This is a genomic window from Congregibacter sp. (assembly GCF_965660375.1).
In the GTDB taxonomy this organism is placed as follows: Bacteria; Pseudomonadota; Gammaproteobacteria; order Pseudomonadales; family Halieaceae; genus Congregibacter.
The window spans coordinates 19975-36784 of the sequence record NZ_CBFHZO010000063.1 but is presented as its reverse complement, the minus strand read 5'-3'; the positions used below and the strand labels follow the sequence as shown (position 1 = coordinate 36784).

Genomic DNA, 16810 nt, shown 5'->3' with positions numbered 1-16810 from the left:
TGCGGTGAAGGGCGCTTCAAAAAATACCCGCGTTGCGGTTATCGACTACGGCATGGGCAACCTCCATTCGGTGGAGAGCGCCCTGCAGCACGCCGGTGCCCGTGAAGTCATTGTGACTCACGACGCGGATCTCATCCGTGAGGCCGACCGCGTGGTGTTCCCCGGGGTGGGCGCTATCCGGGACTGTATGTCCGAAATTCGCCGCCTGCACTGCGATGACCTTCTGGATAGGGCGCTCCGCGAGCAGCACAAGCCCGTGCTGGCGATCTGTGTAGGTATGCAGGCGCTCATGGAGCGCTCCGAAGAAAACGACGGCGTGGATTGTCTGGCTTTGCTTGAGGGTGATGTTCGTCACTTTGGCACGCCGCTGAGGGATCACGACGGTAGCCGGCTCAAGGTGCCCCATATGGGCTGGAACCGTGTAAACCAGGCTCGGTCCCACCCGCTCTGGCAGGATATCGCCGATGGCGAGCGCTTTTATTTCGTCCACAGCTTCTACGTGCATGCCAGCGATCGATCCCTTTTGGCGGGGAGCGTGGACTATGGCGTCACCGCCGATGCGGCACTGGCGCGGGACAACCTGTTTGCAGTGCAGTTTCACCCGGAAAAAAGCCACCGAGCGGGATTGCAGTTATTGAGTAACTTTCTGGACTGGGATGGAACATGCTGATTATTCCTGCAATTGATCTCAAGGACGGAGAATGCGTTCGCCTGCGGCAGGGGGAGATGGATGACAGCACCGTGTTTTCTGACAATCCGGTGGCGACGGCGCAGCGCTGGGTAGATGCCGGGTGTCAGCGTTTGCACCTGGTGGATCTCAATGGCGCCTTTGCGGGGACACCGGTTAACGGCGATGCGGTGACGGCGATTGCGAAAGAGTTTCCGGAGCTACCCATTCAGATTGGTGGCGGTATTCGCAACCTGGAGACCATCGAGTTCTACCTTAAGGCGGGCGTCAGCTACGTCATTATCGGCACCCAGGCGGTGAAGCAGCCGACCTTTGTTGCCGAGGCCTGCTCTGCCTTCCCGGGCAAGATCATCGTGGGTCTGGATGCCCGGGAGGGACGCGTAGCTACCGACGGCTGGGCAGAAGTGACGGCGCTGCAGGCAACGGACCTTGCCCGGCGCTTTGCAGATGATGGCGTGAGCGCCATCGTCTACACCGACATCGCCAGAGACGGCATGATGCAGGGCGTGAACGTTGAAGCGACCCTGGACCTGGCGCAGGCAGGGGGCATCCCGGTTATCGCATCGGGGGGCATCACCAATATGCGAGACGTGCGTGCTCTGGCAGCGCTCAACAGTGCCGGGATTATGGGTGCCATCACCGGCCGCGCCATATACGAGGGGACTTTGGATCTCGCAGAAGCCCAGCGTTTCTGCGACGAGAACGCCGCCTGATGGGATTGGCGAGACGCATTATCCCCTGCCTGGACGTCGACAATGGTCGCGTCGTGAAAGGCGTCAATTTTGTGGATATCCGGGATGCTGGCGACCCCGTAGAAATTGCCGCGCGCTATAACGAGCAGGGCGCTGATGAAATTACCTTTCTGGATATCACGGCAAGTCACGAGGACCGGGAAACCACGGTCCACATGGTGGAGGCCATTGCGCGGGAGGTGTTTATTCCCCTGACCGTGGGCGGCGGTATTCGCAGCGTCGACGATATTCGCACCATGCTTAACGCCGGTGCAGACAAGGTCAGTATCAACACTGCGGCCATTCACGATCCCGAGCTCGTGCGCCGCGCCTCCCAGCGCTTTGGTGCTCAGTGCATTGTCGTGGCTATTGATGCCAAACGTGTAGCGGACGTCGATGGAGCGCCCCGCTACGAGATATTCACCCACGGTGGTCGCAAGCCCACGGGCATCAATGCCGTGGAGTGGGCGCAGCGCATGGCATCCCTGGGCGCGGGAGAAATACTCCTCACCAGTATGGATCGAGACGGCACCCGTGATGGCTTTGAACTCGGAGTCACCCGCGCCATCACCGATGCAGTGGATATCCCGGTGATTGCTTCAGGGGGTGTGGGAACGCTTCAGCATCTGGTGGATGGTGTCACGGAGGGGGGCGCCGATGCGGTCCTCGCTGCGAGCATTTTTCACTTCGGAGAATTTACCGTCGGTCAGGCCAAGGACTTTATGGCCGAAGCGGGCATTGAGGTGCGTCGCTAAGGCACGATTAGCGATTTTGCGGTGTCAGCTGTCAGAGCCTGCGATAAACGCACTGATTCGCTGCGCAATCTCTTCGCTGGTCCCCGGCGCCAGGATATCGCCAGTGAGCACATGGGGGCTCAGGCTTCTCGGTTCGTCGACGGAATGAACCTTCTTTTGCTTTGCCGGTAATTGCTCGAACCCTGCGAGGAGTTTGCTTACCGACACCACATCATCCTTGGGCGAATACACCAGCATTGCCCGCTTACTTTTTGCCTCGGGGGTCAGCGTTACCGCGAGATTTACCAGGCGCATCATTTCGACGATGGACGCTGTGGGGTAATCCGTCGACCAGTACTTTTCCTGGAGGGGATTGGCGGCGACCCAGGAGCGGCGCTCTCCCAGAATCAACCGGGCGAGTTGCGGACCATAGGGGCCGGTGGTGATTCCCGAACCCCCTCCAGCGGGCCCGAAATTGGGGGACACCAGAATCAGGCTGTCCACCGAGGCAAAGTCCGGATGGCGGGCCATGGCCAGTGCCACCGTGGCACCGGTAGAAGTGCCCATGAGTACGGTCTTGTCGCCCAGGGCCCTTGCCATAGCCAGGGCCTCGGCGCCGTCTTCCAGCCAGTCTTCAGCACTGATGTCAGCAAGCTGTTGACGCTCTCGACCGTGCCCCGCAAGACGGGTTTCAAAGAGGTTTGCTCCCAAAGCCTGCGCCACAAGCGCCGGCACCGGAGCAATCTCTTGTCGAGTTGCCGAAAACCCGTGGAGATAAACGAGGACGAAATCACTGCGCTGCCCCGGGTCTTCTATCCAGGTCACGCGTTTTTCAGCGCCTTCTATGATGCCAAACAGGGCGTGTTCAGCGGATTCTTTTTCGCGAAGGTAATCATCAATGGCTGCAGGAACCACAACGGTTGGTGGGGTGGGCGACAGACGCGCCGGTTTCGTGGCCCAGCCACCCACCGCGATGGCGACCACTGCCAGACCCAGAAGCGTGAGGAACAACTTTTTACCCGTTTTTTTGCCAGCCATGAAAGAATCAGCCCCGGTTCAGCCGGACGGTCGCGCTCACGGCGCTGCTGTCAGGATTTGCTGCCGGAGTCCGACGCGGAAGCCGTTTGCTGCCCTGCGGGCAGGGCTCCCGGCGATCGGGGATTGATGATGTTAAGTCCTTTGAGCAGGATAAGTGCCTCATAGAGCTGGTTATCCCGAGAGATAAGGCCTTTGCTCGCCTGAGACTCTACCGCCTCCTGGGCGCTGGTATTGTCTAAATGCCGAGCAAGATCTTTTTCGCTGACGCGGCCCGATTCGTCAAAGGTTTCGACTTTGGCGCGCTCCACCACAATATCCGGCTTTATGCCTTCGGCTTGAATGGATCGTCCGTTGGGTGTGAAGTAGCGGGCGGTGGTGAGTTTGACGGCCCGGGATTCAGAGATGGGAAGCACGGTCTGCACGGAGCCCTTACCAAAACTCTGGGTGCCCATGACCACGCCCCGGGCATGATCCTGCAGAGCCCCTGCAACGATTTCCGAAGCGCTGGCCGAACCGCGGTTAATGAGCACCACCAGCGGTGTGCCATCGGTGAGATCACCGGCCGCTGCGGCATAATTCTGCGCGGCGTTGCTCAGACGGCCTTCGGTGTAGACCACGTTGCCGCTCTCCATGAACAAGCCGGCGACGTCGACACTCGCACCGAGGACACCCCCCGGGTTGTTGCGAAGATCGAGCACCAGGCCTTTGAGGGGCTGTTCTGCCATGAGTTTTTCGATGGAGGCTTTGACGTCTTCACCGGTTTTTTGCTGGAACTGGGAGATGCGCAGGTAGGCGAATCCGGGTTCCAGCCATCGTTCGCGTACGCTGGCCACGCGAATGGTGTCGCGGACCAGGGTGAGATCAAAGGGCTCCTGCTCCCCGGGGCGCCCGATGGATACCGTGATTTCGCTGCCTTTGGGACCGCGCATTATCTCCACGGCTTCGTTGAGGTTGAGTCCGCGGATCGCGGTGCCATCAAGCTTTAGAATCACATCCCCCGCGAGTATGCCCGCATCTGTAGCCGGCGAGCCATCAATGGGTGAGATGACTTTCAGGAAGCCGTTTTCCATACCCACTTCCAGCCCCAGGCCCGAAAACTCGCCGCTCGTGGAGCTTTGCAGATCCTGATAGGCATCCCGCTCCAGATATACCGAGTGGGGATCCAGGCCCGTGAGCATGCCCTTGATGGCGTACTCGAGGAGTGTGCTGTCGTCGATTTCTTCCACGTAGCCCACGCGAATCTGATTGAACACGTCGGCAAAGGTGCGAAGCTCATCCAGGGGGAGTTCCCCGGCATCGGTGTCCTCCTGAGCATGGGCAACAAAAGAGTGGCTGAGCATCAGTCCGGCCACAGTGATGGCCAGGGCGATTAAACGTGTTCCGATCATAGTCATGGTACGCATAGTGTGTATTGGAAAAACCTCAGTGTAGCCTAATCGACAGGCGCTCTCGGGAGTGCTTAGCTGCGACACCATCGCTGGGGATCTGTGGGTTTGCCGTCCTTGCGGATTTCAAAGTAAAGGCCGGGCTCACTTTGGCCACCGCTGTCGCCGACCGTGGAAATGGGCGCCCCGGCGCTGACCCAATCCCCCACTTCCCGCAGCAGGCTCTCGTTGTGGGCATAAAGGCTCAGGTAACCTTCGCCGTGATCGATGACCAGCAGCAGTCCCGATCCTCGCAGCCAGTCCGCATAGACAACCCGTCCGTGGTGGATGGCGTTGACGGTGCTGCCGGCCTCCGCCCTCATACGCACGCCCTGCCAGCGCATCTTGCCCTGATTTCTGGGGCGGCCGAAGCGGTTGCTGATCCGTCCCTGCACGGGCCATATCATGCTTCCTTTGGCCTCGCTAAAAGCTTCGACATCATCCTCGGGAATTAGTTGCGCCAGGGCAGCGTCGATCTCCTCCAGAAGGCTTTCCAGTTGTTCGCGGTCCTGCTCCCGGGCCGCGAGCTGTGCCGTATCGCTCTTTAGAGATGCATCAATCTGCGCCAGAAGGTCTTTGCGATCTTCGCGCTCGGCTTCCAGGGCCCGCTGCTGTGAGACGAGGGATGCGCGTTGCTCTTCCAGGCGGGTCTCTCGGTCCCGAAGGTCCTTCCCGAGGGTGGCGAGGGAAGCCATGGTGTCGCGAAACTCGTCCAGAAGTTCGCTGCGCGCGGCGAGGATGTAACGGTAATAAGCCAGCATGCGGGCAAGACGCTGAGGATCCTCCTCGCTCAGCAGAAGCTTCAGCTGATCATTGCCACCGCTTTTGTAAGCTTGGCGGATCTCCGCGACAACCGCTTCTCGCTGAGCCTCAGCGGCGCTTTGCAGGCGACCCTGCTTCTCAGTGAGGCTCAGGATTTCTTTTTGATTGTCACTGATGGCAGATCGCGTTGCCTGCTGCCGCTCCCGTATTTTCCCAAGGGCCGTCTCACTGCGCCGAAGCTCAGCCTGCAGAGAGCTTCGCTGCTTCTCGCGCTTTGCCTGCGCCGCGGTGATGCGAGCGATGTCTTTTTCAAGCTGCTGAAGGCGCTCGCGGGTCTCCGTGGCATCCGCGCCGTCAAGGCTTTGTGCCGCCGGACGGGACGCGACCGGGAGCAGGGTGAGAACCAGAAGCAGGGCACGGATGCATAGAAAAACGTGGCGAGAGGCGTATCTGTGGGTCGCCGCGCGATTCACGGGGCTGGGTCAGGAGTGCCCGTTGGTCAGAGTAGCGAGGCTACGACCACTCATCTCTCCGGGCTGATCCAAGGCCATGAGCGTCAGCAGCGTGGGCGCAACATCTGCCAGGATCCCTCCCGCAGGGTCCAGCGTGAGGGGCTTGTCGCCCAGATAGACCAGGGGGACGTGCTCCGTGGTGTGCTGGGTGTGGAGCTGGCCGGAGTCGTAGTCCTGCATCTGCTCGCAGTTGCCGTGGTCCGCAGTAATCAGCGCCTGACCGCCGACTTCCCTGAGGGCACTTTCGATACGGCCCAGGCAGGTGTCGAGAACCTCCACTGCCTTTACAGCAGCGCCGTAGTTGCCGGTGTGTCCCACCATGTCGCCGTTGGCATAGTTGCAGACGATGAGGTCGAATTCCCGGTTGCGAATCGCGTCCACCAGGCGATCAGTAACCTCTACTGCGCTCATTGCCGGCTGCAAATCATAGGTGGCGACATCCGGCGAGGGCACCAGAACCCGGGTTTCCCCCTGAAATTCCGCTTCCTGTCCGCCACTGAAAAAGAAAGTTACATGAGCGTATTTTTCGGTCTCGGCGATACGCAGCTGGGACAGGCCCTTGTCGGCGACCCAGGCACCCAGCACATTGCTGAGTGTGCTTGGGGGGAACGCGCAAGCGGCGTTCATGCCCGCCGCGTACTCGGTGGTCATTACAAAGGCGGCGAGTGCCGGCCGCTCCTCGCGCTTAAATCCGCTGAAGTCCTTATCGACAAAACACTGGGTGAGCTCCCGGGCCCGGTCCGCGCGGAAATTCATAAACAGCACCGCGTCACCGTCACTGATGGGGGCCGCCGACCCTATGCGCGTGGGAGCGACAAATTCATCGTTTTCATCGCGGGCATAGGCCGCCTGCAATCCCTCCACGGCAGACGCGGCGCTTTGTTCTGCCTCACCCTGAGTCAGCAGTCGGTAGGCGGGCTCCACTCGTTCCCAGCGTTGATCCCGGTCCATGGCGTAGTAGCGGCCGGTAATCGTGGCGATGCGCCCAACGCCTAATTCTTCAAAGCAGGCCTGGGCCGCGAGAAGGGAGGCTTCGGCGCTCCGTGGCGGCGTGTCCCGCCCATCCAGAAACGCGTGGAGGTATATCTGTCTGCCTCCCCGCTTCGCGGCCAGGCGCAGGGCGGCCAGAATCTGACGCTCGTGGCTGTGTACCCCGCCGGGGGATAGGAGCCCCATGACATGTACCGCGCTGCCTGTGGCAACAGCACCGTCAATAGCGGCGCAGTACTGGTCGTTGCGGTCGAAGGAGCCATCGCTGATAGCCTTGTCGATGCGGGAAATGCTCTGATAGAGGACTCGGCCCGAACCGAGGCTCATGTGCCCGACCTCAGAGTTGCCGAACTGCCCTTCGGGAAGACCCACGTCCAGACCCGAGGCGGATATCAGGGTATGCGGAGCACCGCTCCACAGGCGATCCCAGTTGGGGGTGTCGCCGTTCGCGATGGCGTTGTCCCGGGAGTCCTCGCGGTGACCCCAGCCGTCGAGAATGATCAATGCCGTGGGGGATTTCTGCTGTTCCTGCATGCTAGGTGTGTCCGGCTCGCTGTGGCAAATTTGGGGGCAGGAGCACGCAGTTGACCTGCCTCCTGTATAAGTCAGGCAATTCTACCGATTGTCAGCCCCGGGCGCATTTTTCGGGGTGGAGCGACTCCCGGGCAGACTGTATACTTCGCGACCTTTTCGGCCTTCGGGCCTTGTCGGTATACCTACGGGATCATGGAACTTTTTTTAGAATTTGCAGCGCAGCAATGGATTCTTATGGGCGCCCTGGCGGCCGCCATTGCAATGCTTGTGGCCCACGAAGGGCGCAAGTCCGGCCCCGGCCTCAGTCCCCAGCAGGCGATTACTCTCGTGAATCGTGAGGACGGCGTGTTTGTGGACCTCCGGGATGCCGCTGCCTTCAAGCAGGGCCATATCGTAGAAGCCCGTCATATCCCCATGACCAAACTGCAGGAACGCAGCGCCGAGCTGGAACCCTTCAAGGACAAGCCCGTGGTGCTGGTATGCAAAATGGGTCAGCAGGCATCCACCGCCGGCAAGCAGCTCCGCGCGGCGGGCTTTAACCAGGTGTATAAAATGACCGGTGGCATGATGGAGTGGTCCAGCCTTCAGCTGCCCACGGTCAGCAAGTAATCCCCGCTATGACAAGCAAAGTCACCATGTACAGCACCCGCTTCTGCCCCTACTGCGTTGCGGCCAAACGCCTCCTTGATGCCAAGGGGGTGTCCTATGAGGATATTCCCGTCGACGGCGACTCGGCGCTTAGGAAAAAAATGACCCAGCTTGCCGGTCAGCGGACAGTGCCGCAGATCTGGATTGGCGAGAGCCACGTGGGTGGCTACACAGATTTAGCGGCCCTGGAGCAGCGGGGGCTTCTTGATGGCCTCCTCAGTGGCGGACCGCAGAGCTAGAACAACACTATTTTTACCGACGTTTATTTTCTCTATAGGAGTATCAGCAATGGCTGAAGAACAGGCAGCAGGAACCCAGGAACCGGCACAGCAGCAGTTTGTATTGCAGCGCATCTACAACAAGGACTTGTCCTTTGAGTCGCCGGCCACGCCAGAAATCTTCAAGAAGCAGTGGCAGCCCAAGGTCAACGTCGACCTGAACACACGCAGCAATGCCATTGATGAGGAGGGCAACTTTGAGGTTGTGCTCACCATCACCGTAACCTCAAAGATGGAAGAAGACACGGCGTTTCTGGTGGAAGTGCAGCAGGCCGGTATTTTCTTCATCACCGGGTTTGAACCCGATCAGCTCCGTCGCGTGCTGGGCACTGCAGCGCCGAATATCCTGTTTCCCTACGCTCGGGAGACTATCGACAATCTGGTAGTAAAGGGCGGATTCCCCGCACTCATGCTGTCACCGGTAAGCTTTGACGCGCTCTTTGAGCAGGCACTTGCACAGCAGGCCCAGCAGCAGGCCGCTGCAGAGGAGCCCGCGACTCACTAAGCGGTTCTTGCCGGTCCAAACCGGCTCTTACCGCTTCTAAGCGGCTCAACTCAGCTTCAACTGGCTTCCCGTGCGGGCCTCAGGCCATGCCCGGGAAGCCCTGTTGACGCAGACCCTCGTAGAGCACCAGCGCCGCGGCGTTACTCAGGTTCAGACTTCTGCTGTCGGGATACATGGGGACACGAAGACAGCGGTGCACTCCCAGTTCATCGAGGACCGTTTCGGGCAGCCCCCGTGTTTCCGGCCCGAATAGCAGCACATCTCCTTCCTGAAAGTTTGCCTCCGTGTAATTTCGGGTTCCCCGGGTGCTCAGGGTCCAGACACGCGGCTTGTTGAGACTGCGTACCAGAGCATCAAGACTATCGTGGGTTTTTACCTGCGCAAATTCACGGTAATCAAGGCCGGCGCGGCGCAGCTGTTTGTCCTCCAGGGAAAATCCCAGGGGCTTGATGAGATGCAGGGGGCAGCCTGTATTGGCACAGAGGCGCATGATGTTCCCGGTGTTCGGGGGAATCTCGGGCTCGTAGAGGGCGACATGGAGCATCTAGGCGTCACCACTTTCCAGTTCTTTCATTTTTCGTGTCAGGGTGTTTCTGCCCCAGCCCAGCAACTCTGCGGCATCGCGCTTGCGGCCCCGGGTGTGAGCCAGGGCTACCTCAATGAGGGCTTTCTCAAACGCGGGAATCGCTTCGCGGAGAATGTCCTGCTTGCCACTGACCAGCTCTGTGCGCGCCCACTGGCAGAGTAACTCCTGCCATTGCAGATCCTGCTCTCCAGCCGTTTCTTCGCTGTCGCGGCCCAGTTCCGGCGGTAGGTCAGAGAGATGAATTTCCCGTCCCGAGGCCATCACCGTCAGCCAGCGGCAGGTGTTTTCCAACTGTCGCACATTGCCGGGCCAGTGGAGGGAGCAGAGAAACTGCTCGGTCTCCGGCAGCAGAATTTTGGGTTCGCCACCGAGTTCCGTCGCCGCTTTGTCAAAGAAAAACTCCATAAGGCGCGGGATGTCCTCCCGGCGTTCGGAGAGCTTGGGAATATGAATGCGGATAACATTCAGGCGGTGGAAAAGGTCCTCGCGGAAATCGCCCTTGCGCACTAACCCTTCGAGGTCCTGGTGCGTTGCCGCAATGATTCGCACATCGGTGCGTTGGGAGGTATGGCCGCCGACGCGGTAAAACTCTCCGTCTGCAAGGACGCGAAGAAGCCGTGTCTGTGTCTCCGCAGGCATGTCGCCGATCTCGTCGAGAAACAGCGTACCTCCGTTGGCCTGCTCAAAACGACCTTCACGGCGGGCATTGGCCCCGGTAAAGGCACCTTTTTCGTGACCAAAAAGCTCTGATTCCATAAGGTCCCGGGGAATGGCCGCCATATTAAGGGCGATGAAGGGCGCATCGGCTCGTGGACTGTGACGATGGAGTGCGTGGGCCACCAGCTCCTTGCCTGTGCCGGACTCGCCATTGATCAGTACGGTGATGTTGCTATGCGCCAGACGACCTATGGCCCGGAATACCTCCTGCATCGCCGGCGCTTCACCAATGATTTCCGGAGTGGGCATGGCACTGCTCACGTTTTTGGGTTTTGCACGGCCACGCTCCCGCGCCTGCGCTAACGCCCGCTCGGCGACGGCGACCACTTCATCAATATCGAAGGGCTTGGGCAAATATTCAAAAGCGCCCTGCTGATAAGAGGCGACGGCACTGTCCAGGTCTGAATGGGCGGTGGTGATGATCACGGGAAGATCGGGATGTTTCTCACGAATTTTCTGTAACAGCTCGAAACCATCTATGCCTGGCATACGAATGTCGCTGATGACTACGTCCGGTAACTCGTTTTCCATACGGCGGAGCATAGACTCCGCATCAGCGAAGCATTCCCGGGCAATATCCGCCTGGGTCAGGGCTTTTTCCAGAACCCAGCGTATGGATTGATCGTCGTCGACGACCCATACGGAGCCAGAATTTTGCATGTCAGTTTTCCATGGGTAGGTGGATGGTGAAACAGGTTTCTCCGGGACGGCTCTCGCAGCTGAGGAGGCCGCCATGCCGGTGAATAATTGATTGGGATATCGAAAGGCCCAGTCCGGTGCCCTCGGCGCGGCCACTGACCATGGGCACAAAAAGAGTGTCCCTGAGTGCATCGGGTATGCCCGGGCCGTTGTCGATAATGTCTATTTGGCACACCAGGCGATGGCGGCGCTCGCCAATAGTGAACTGCCGCTGGGAGCGGCTTCGCAGGGTAAGGGCGCATTGAGGTTGACTGTCTGTGGCCTGAAGCGCGTTGCCCACAATATTGAGCATAGCTTGTATGAGCAGGCCCCGATCGCCTTTTATGGATGGAAGGCTGGGGTCATAGTCGCGCAGCACCGCCAGACGCTCCCCGGCTTCGACGACGGCCAGTTGGAGAACATGTTCGAGAACCTCGTGAATGTTCAGGCTTACCAGCGCGGGTGCTTTACTCGGCCCGAGAAGACGATCCACCAGGTCCCGCAAGCGGTCGGCTTCCTGAATGATGATGTTTGTATATTCCTGCAGCGAGCCCTGGGGCAGCTCCCGTTCCAGAAGTTGCGCGGCACCGCGAATCCCGCCCAGAGGGTTCTTGATCTCATGGGCAAGGCCGCGGACCACGGTGCGCGTGGTTTCCTGGGCATTCATGAGGTTCTCTTCGCGACTGATGCGCAGCAGGCGGTCCACCGGCTGCATCTCAATGAGGAAGGCGAGCTGGGAGACCTCGCGCATGGGAGATACCACAATGTCGGCGAAAGACGGCTTGCCGTCACGGGTGTCCAGAGAGAGCCCCCGTCGGACTATGGCTCTTCCCTCCTTTGCCGCCTGGTCAAGGGTGGCCCGCCAGGGGACGTCATGGGTGTCGAGCTCGCAGATCATGGCGCCCAGAATGCGCGCCTCGGACAGTTGCAGGATAGCCTCTGCGGCAGGATTAATCAGGCGCACGCGATAGTCTGCATCCAGACCGATGATGCCGCTGTTGATGTTATCGATTATGTTCTGTTGCAGCATCTGGCGCCGTGGGGCAACCCTTTGGCTCATTGTGCTTAATAATGAAGCAAAAATAGCGCCATGTCGCTGGATTTAAAGTAGGTGTCTGTCTGTCCTATTCAGCTTAGCTTTTGGGGTAAGTGAGTACACACAAACAAAAGAAGGAATGGTCGCTCAGCAAGGGCGGCGGGTGTTACTGTGTTCATATAGGGACAAGCGCACCAAGTCGGTGCGCCTCGAAAAGGGGTCGCTCAGCGGCCGATAATTGAGGGGCGCAGCACATAGATTCGCACGGATTCAGAGGTCGCGATGACTGTTCCTCGGGACGTCGTTCTTTGCACCACCAGGTCATGGGGGCCGCGTAGCGCACCCTCCACAAACCAGCCTGCGGAAGACTGGGGCTCTCCCAGGGGGCTTCCATCGATGAGCAGCACCAGTCTTTCTCCGCGGGATAATGCGGGGGTCGCTGTCGCGCTCACCGAAAAGTTGCCCGGTCCCATGGCGATGGTGCTCTCGTCGGCGGGGGATGCAATGGTGACGGTGGGTTCCGCGGCGGCTTCCCGGGACTCCTCGTCGGTGTCTGCACTTGCAGGTGCCGGTGGCGCTACTTCCACTGGTGCGGCGGTGTTGATCTCTTTCAGCTCGACCTTCTCGACGCTCTGATCCTGGGTGGTGTCCATGGTCTGGGGGCTGTCTGTAAAGACCACGCCGTTTTCAGCGTCGGTTACTTTGTATACCTGTCCCCAGGCGAAACTGACGGGCGTGATGGCCACAAGGGCCACGGCAACAGACACTGCAAGCGCTTTTGCAAACAGGGGCGTTTTTTGAAAACGGATCATCGCAGTTCTCCCGAGACTCAAAGCTAAGTTAGCAGATCGTCGGGCAAAAAAAAGCCCGCTGTCACAGCGGGCCTCGGGCTTGCTTTTAAAGACTGCTTAAACGGAATAGTACATATCGAATTCCACAGGGTGCGTGGTCATATCGAGGGTTTCGATCTCTTCAGCCTTGAGAGCGATATAGCCGTCGATCATGTCATCGGTAAATACGCCGCCTGCTGTGAGGAAATCGCGATCCGCGTCCAGTGCTTCCATGGCCATGCTCAGGCTGGATGCAACGGTGGGGATGGCTTTGCCTTCTTCCGGGGGCAGGTCGTAGAGATCCTTGTCTGCGGCATCGCCGGGGTGGATCTTGTTCTGGATGCCATCCAGGCCAGCCATCAGCATGGCGGCAAAAGCCAGGTAAGGATTGGCGGTGGGGTCGGGGAAGCGAACCTCTACACGCTTGCCCTTGGGGCTGGGCTCGTAGGGGATACGGATCGACGCTGAGCGGTTGCGCGCAGAGTAGGCCAGCATCACCGGTGCTTCAAAACCCGGCACCAGGCGCTTGTAGCTATTGGTTGACGCGTTGGTGAAGGCATTGAGGGCGCGGGCGTGCTTGATGATGCCGCCAATATAATAAAGCGCTGTCTCAGACAGTCCCGCGTAACCGTCACCCGCGAAGACGTTCTCGCCGTCTTTGCTGATGGACTGGTGGACGTGCATGCCGGAGCCGTTATCGCCTACGAGGGGCTTGGGCATAAAGGTCGCTGTCTTGCCGTAGGCGTGAGCCACGTTGTGCACGCAGTACTTGAGGATCTGCACTTCGTCGGCCTTCTGGATCAGGGTGTTGAACTTCACACCAATCTCACACTGACCGGCGGTACCCACTTCATGGTGATGAACCTCAATGGGAAGACCCATTTGCTCCATCGCCGCACACATGGCGGCACGAATATCATGGAGGGAGTCAACGGGCGGTACGGGGAAGTAGCCGCCTTTCACGCCGGGGCGGTGACCGATGTTGCCGTCGTCAAAACTGTGGTTGGATGCCCAGGCGGCTTCCTCTGAATTGATGGAGTAGCCGGCGCCGGACATGTCCGCATGCCACTTTACATCGTCAAATACAAAAAACTCGGGCTCAGGGCCAAAATAGGCGGTGTCGCCGATACCCGTGGACTTGAGGTACTCCTCGGCGCGGTGCGCCACGGAGCGAGGATCGCGCTCGTAACCCTGCATTGTCATGGGCTCAACAATGTCGCAGCGCAGAATGACGGTGGTGTCGTCCGTAAAGGGATCCAGCACGCTGCTGTCGTCGTCTGGCATAAGGATCATGTCGGACTCATTGATGCCTTTCCAGCCTGCGATAGAGGAGCCATCAAACATCTTGCCGCCATCAAAAAAGTCTTCGTCGACTTCGCTGGACGGAATGGAGACGTGCTGCTCTTTTCCGCGGGTATCCGTGAAGCGCAGGTCTACCCAGCCGGCTTCGCTTTCTTTGATCAGGTTCAGAGTCTTCTCTGACATTATGGGTCCTCCAGTGGGGAAAATGGGTGCTGGTCACGCCGGGACACAGAGTCGCCGGAGGCATGCACCTTAACAGTAAAAGTGCATTAGGAAATAGCAAGTCCTGTGCCACAGCGACTCCGTTTCCAAGCAATTGATATGGATAGACTTTTGCATGTGTCGGAGCAGGCCGCTTAACTATCTGCGCCCCATTGGTGCAGATATGCGCCAAAGCAGTGCAAAAATTGTTCATGCATTGCCGCGGGTGTGCATTGTGCCACCTAACTGCGCTGTGCAGGCTGTCATTCCGCGGCTATAATCGCGCCGTTTTTAGCCCCCCAATTCTTTCAAAGAGCTGCCGGATACCGCTGACTGCGCCGGGGCCGGACTATCGCTGTGATCGAGAAACTCCGCAACATCGCCATTATCGCCCACGTAGACCATGGCAAAACCACCCTGGTCGACTGCCTTTTGCGGCAATCCGGCACCCTTGACCGTCGCAACGCGGACTCGGAGCGCATCATGGACTCCAACGATCAGGAGCGGGAACGCGGTATCACTATCCTGGCGAAGAACACGGCCATTACCTACGGCGATCACCGCATCAACATTGTAGACACCCCGGGACACGCGGATTTTGGTGGCGAAGTGGAACGTGTACTTTCCATGGTCGATTCGGTGCTCCTGCTGGTGGATGCGGTCGACGGCCCCATGCCCCAAACGCGCTTTGTAACCTCAAAGGCCTTTGCCCAGGGTCTGCAGCCCATCGTGGTGATCAACAAGGTAGACCGTCCCGGTGCGCGACCTGACTGGGTGGTAGATCAGGTGTTTGATCTCTTTGATGCTCTGGGTGCGAGCGAAGAGCAGCTGGATTTCCCCATTATCTACGCGTCAGCCCTTGAGGGGATTGCGGGCCTTGATCACGAAGACATGGCGACAGATATGACGCCGCTCTTCGAAACGATCCTGGAGCACGTGCCAGCCCCGGACGTTGACGTTGATGGCCCGCTTCAGCTGCAAGTGAGCGCCCTGGATTACAACAGCTATGTAGGTGTGATCGGCGTGGGCCGCATTACCCGCGGCGTTTTGCGACCCAATACCCAGGTTGCAGTCATTGATCGCGAAGGTGGCAAGCGCAATGGAAGGGTCCTCAAGGTCATGGGCTATATGGGCCTGGAGCGTGTTGACACGACGGAGGCCTCAGCCGGTGACATTGTTTGCGTAACAGGCATTGAAGAGCTGAACATTTCTGACACGCTCTGCGACCCTGCAAGCCCCGATGCCCTGCCGCCTCTGAGCGTTGATGAGCCCACGGTGAGCATGACGTTCCAGGTCAATGACTCCCCCTTTGCCGGCAAGGAAGGCAAGTACGTCACCTCCCGGAATATCGCCGAGCGCCTGGAGCGGGAGCTCATTCACAACGTTGCCCTGCGCGTGGAGCCTGGCGATACCCCGGACAAGTTCAAGGTCTCCGGCCGTGGTGAGCTGCACCTGTCAGTGCTCATCGAAACCATGCGCCGCGAGGGTTTCGAACTGGGTGTGTCCCGTCCGGAAGTTATCCGCAAGGAGGTGGATGGTGAGATTCACGAGCCCTTCGAGGAGCTGGTTATCGACTGTGAAGACCAGCATCAGGGGGCGCTCATGGAAGAGCTGGGCGCCCGCCGTGCCGAGCTAAAAAACATGAGCCCTGACGGCAAGGGCTGGACGCGACTGGAGTTTATTGTGCCGGCGCGGGGTCTAATCGGGTTTCGTTCGCTCTTTCTCACGCTCACCTCGGGCAGTGGCACGCTCACCCACATTTTTGATCATTACGGCCCTGTGAAAGACGCCCCCATCAGTCACCGGAACAACGGTGTGCTGGTTTCCATGGTGAAGGGAAAGACCCTTGCCTACGGCCTCTTCAATCTCCAGGATCGTGGTCGTTTGTTTGTGGATCCCAACATTGACGTTTATGAAGGGCAGATTATCGGGCTGCACAGCCGAGGCAATGACCTCACGGTCAACCCCACCAAGGCCAAACAGCTCACCAATGTACGGGCCTCGGGCACCGATGAGGCGCTGGTACTGACGCCACCGACGAGACATACCCTGGAGCAGGCCCTGGAGTTTATCGAAGACGATGAACTGGTAGAGGTAACGCCCGACAGCATTCGTCTGCGCAAGAAGCTGCTGCTGGAGCACGAGCGCAAGCGCGCCTCCCGCGGGTAACACCGGTGCGCGCACTCCTCCAGCGTGTGCGCAGCGCGTCGGTAAGCATCGACGGCGAGCCAGTGGGCAGCATCGATGGCGGCCTGTTGGTCTTTCTGGGTTTGGAACCCGGTGACACGGTCCCCATGGGCGAAAAGCTTCTGGAGCGTGTGCTCAAGTATCGGGTGTTTGCCGATGAGCAGGGCCGTATGAATCGCAGCCTGCGCGATGTAAGCGGTGGCCTTCTGTTGGTTTCTCAATTCACTCTTGCTGCGGATACCACCCGGGGACTTCGTCCGGGTTTCTCCACGGCCATGACGCCCCAGGAAGCCGAGCCGCTCTTCGGAGCGCTCTATGATCATATGGAGGCCGTCTATTCACCGCTCGCCGGCGGTCGCTTTGGCGCCGATATGCAGGTCAGTCTGGTGAACGACGGGCCGGTGACCTTCCTGCTGCACAGCTGAGTCT

At 59.3% G+C, this 16810-nt stretch carries 17 protein-coding genes; 8 read left to right on the top strand and 9 right to left on the bottom strand.

What is annotated here, in order from left to right:
- Positions 1–4 precede the first annotated feature (4 nt).
- From hisH to hisF, 3 genes are read left to right on the top strand one after another with little or no spacing between them, the layout of a single operon-like run.
- Positions 5–670, top strand: coding sequence for an imidazole glycerol phosphate synthase subunit HisH (hisH, locus tag ACTG3T_RS05685; protein WP_439101297.1), 666 nt, complete (start codon positions 5–7; stop codon positions 668–670).
- Complete coding sequence (gene hisA, locus ACTG3T_RS05680; RefSeq protein WP_439101296.1) at positions 664–1401, top strand: 1-(5-phosphoribosyl)-5-[(5-phosphoribosylamino)methylideneamino]imidazole-4-carboxamide isomerase; 738 nt, start codon at positions 664–666, stop codon at positions 1399–1401. Before hisH ends, hisA begins: the two co-directional genes overlap by 7 nt.
- The gene (gene hisF / locus ACTG3T_RS05675; protein ID WP_439101295.1) at positions 1401–2174 is read left to right on the top strand and encodes an imidazole glycerol phosphate synthase subunit HisF; all 774 of its coding nucleotides are present in this window, start codon (positions 1401–1403) and stop codon (positions 2172–2174) included. The genes hisA and hisF overlap by 1 nt, the downstream gene beginning before the upstream one ends.
- 24 nt (positions 2175–2198) lie before the next feature.
- Here the strand turns inward: hisF and ACTG3T_RS05670 are convergent, their stop codons facing one another.
- From ACTG3T_RS05670 to gpmI, 4 genes are all read right to left on the bottom strand, one after another.
- Entirely contained in the window at positions 2199–3191 is a 993-nt protein-coding gene (locus tag ACTG3T_RS05670; RefSeq protein ID WP_439101294.1) for an alpha/beta hydrolase, read from the bottom strand.
- A 50-nt stretch (positions 3192–3241) separates the two neighbouring features.
- On the bottom strand, positions 3242–4579 hold the full coding sequence (locus ACTG3T_RS05665; RefSeq protein WP_439101293.1) for a S41 family peptidase: 1338 nt from the start codon (positions 4577–4579) through the stop codon (positions 3242–3244).
- A gap of 71 nt (positions 4580–4650) precedes the next feature.
- Positions 4651–5850 carry a murein hydrolase activator EnvC family protein gene (locus ACTG3T_RS05660; protein ID WP_439101292.1) on the bottom strand — a complete coding sequence of 400 codons (1200 nt, stop codon included), beginning with the start codon at positions 5848–5850 and terminating at the stop codon, positions 4651–4653.
- Between the two features lie 9 nt (positions 5851–5859).
- A complete protein-coding gene (gpmI, locus tag ACTG3T_RS05655) occupies positions 5860–7413 on the bottom strand; it encodes a 2,3-bisphosphoglycerate-independent phosphoglycerate mutase (protein ID WP_439101291.1) in 1554 nt (517 codons plus the stop codon).
- Between the two features lie 192 nt (positions 7414–7605).
- On the opposite strand from gpmI, the gene ACTG3T_RS05650 reads away from it, so the two are divergent.
- The 3 genes from ACTG3T_RS05650 to secB are packed head-to-tail and all read left to right on the top strand — an operon-like array spanning position 7606 to position 8844.
- Positions 7606–8022, top strand: coding sequence for a rhodanese-like domain-containing protein (locus ACTG3T_RS05650; protein ID WP_439101290.1), 417 nt, complete (start codon positions 7606–7608; stop codon positions 8020–8022).
- A gap of 8 nt (positions 8023–8030) precedes the next feature.
- Positions 8031–8300 carry a glutaredoxin 3 gene (gene grxC / locus ACTG3T_RS05645; RefSeq protein WP_439101289.1) on the top strand — a complete coding sequence of 90 codons (270 nt, stop codon included), beginning with the start codon at positions 8031–8033 and terminating at the stop codon, positions 8298–8300.
- Positions 8301–8349: 49 nt separating this feature from the next.
- Positions 8350–8844 (top strand): protein-export chaperone SecB, encoded by a 495-nt coding sequence (gene secB / locus ACTG3T_RS05640; protein ID WP_439101288.1) that lies wholly within the window; start codon positions 8350–8352, stop codon positions 8842–8844.
- Between the two features lie 79 nt (positions 8845–8923).
- Here the strand turns inward: secB and trmL are convergent, their stop codons facing one another.
- The 5 genes from trmL to glnA form a co-directional block, all read right to left on the bottom strand.
- Positions 8924–9388 (bottom strand): tRNA (uridine(34)/cytosine(34)/5-carboxymethylaminomethyluridine(34)-2'-O)-methyltransferase TrmL, encoded by a 465-nt coding sequence (gene trmL / locus ACTG3T_RS05635; protein WP_439101287.1) that lies wholly within the window; start codon positions 9386–9388, stop codon positions 8924–8926.
- Positions 9389–10807 carry a nitrogen regulation protein NR(I) gene (ntrC, locus tag ACTG3T_RS05630; protein WP_439101286.1) on the bottom strand — a complete coding sequence of 473 codons (1419 nt, stop codon included), beginning with the start codon at positions 10805–10807 and terminating at the stop codon, positions 9389–9391.
- A 1-nt stretch (position 10808) separates the two neighbouring features.
- Positions 10809–11855, bottom strand: coding sequence for a nitrogen regulation protein NR(II) (gene glnL, locus ACTG3T_RS05625; protein ID WP_439101285.1), 1047 nt, complete (start codon positions 11853–11855; stop codon positions 10809–10811).
- Between the two features lie 230 nt (positions 11856–12085).
- The gene (locus ACTG3T_RS05620) at positions 12086–12673 is read right to left on the bottom strand and encodes an Ig-like domain-containing protein (protein WP_439101284.1); all 588 of its coding nucleotides are present in this window, start codon (positions 12671–12673) and stop codon (positions 12086–12088) included.
- Positions 12674–12769: 96 nt separating this feature from the next.
- Entirely contained in the window at positions 12770–14176 is a 1407-nt protein-coding gene (gene glnA / locus ACTG3T_RS05615; RefSeq protein WP_439101283.1) for a glutamate--ammonia ligase, read from the bottom strand.
- Between the two features lie 375 nt (positions 14177–14551).
- On the opposite strand from glnA, the gene typA reads away from it, so the two are divergent.
- Positions 14552–16363 (top strand): translational GTPase TypA, encoded by a 1812-nt coding sequence (typA, locus tag ACTG3T_RS05610; protein WP_439101282.1) that lies wholly within the window; start codon positions 14552–14554, stop codon positions 16361–16363.
- 5 nt (positions 16364–16368) lie between these two features.
- Positions 16369–16806 carry a D-aminoacyl-tRNA deacylase gene (gene dtd / locus ACTG3T_RS05605; protein ID WP_439101281.1) on the top strand — a complete coding sequence of 146 codons (438 nt, stop codon included), beginning with the start codon at positions 16369–16371 and terminating at the stop codon, positions 16804–16806.
- Positions 16807–16810: the final 4 nt, after the last annotated feature.

Coding starts and splice junctions, on each gene's coding strand:
- grxC (WP_439101289.1), top strand. CDS start 8,031: ATGACAAGCAAAGTCACCATGTACAGCACCCGCTTCTGCCCCTACTGC.
- ACTG3T_RS05670 (WP_439101294.1), bottom strand. CDS start 3,191: ATGGCTGGCAAAAAAACGGGTAAAAAGTTGTTCCTCACGCTTCTGGGT.
- hisA (WP_439101296.1), top strand. CDS start 664: ATGCTGATTATTCCTGCAATTGATCTCAAGGACGGAGAATGCGTTCGC.
- ACTG3T_RS05665 (WP_439101293.1), bottom strand. CDS start 4,579: ATGATCGGAACACGTTTAATCGCCCTGGCCATCACTGTGGCCGGACTG.
- ACTG3T_RS05650 (WP_439101290.1), top strand. CDS start 7,606: ATGGAACTTTTTTTAGAATTTGCAGCGCAGCAATGGATTCTTATGGGC.
- glnL (WP_439101285.1), bottom strand. CDS start 11,855: ATGCTGCAACAGAACATAATCGATAACATCAACAGCGGCATCATCGGT.
- secB (WP_439101288.1), top strand. CDS start 8,350: ATGGCTGAAGAACAGGCAGCAGGAACCCAGGAACCGGCACAGCAGCAG.
- trmL (WP_439101287.1), bottom strand. CDS start 9,388: ATGCTCCATGTCGCCCTCTACGAGCCCGAGATTCCCCCGAACACCGGG.
- ntrC (WP_439101286.1), bottom strand. CDS start 10,807: ATGCAAAATTCTGGCTCCGTATGGGTCGTCGACGACGATCAATCCATA.
- gpmI (WP_439101291.1), bottom strand. CDS start 7,413: ATGCAGGAACAGCAGAAATCCCCCACGGCATTGATCATTCTCGACGGC.
- hisF (WP_439101295.1), top strand. CDS start 1,401: ATGGGATTGGCGAGACGCATTATCCCCTGCCTGGACGTCGACAATGGT.
- ACTG3T_RS05620 (WP_439101284.1), bottom strand. CDS start 12,673: ATGATCCGTTTTCAAAAAACGCCCCTGTTTGCAAAAGCGCTTGCAGTG.
- glnA (WP_439101283.1), bottom strand. CDS start 14,176: ATGTCAGAGAAGACTCTGAACCTGATCAAAGAAAGCGAAGCCGGCTGG.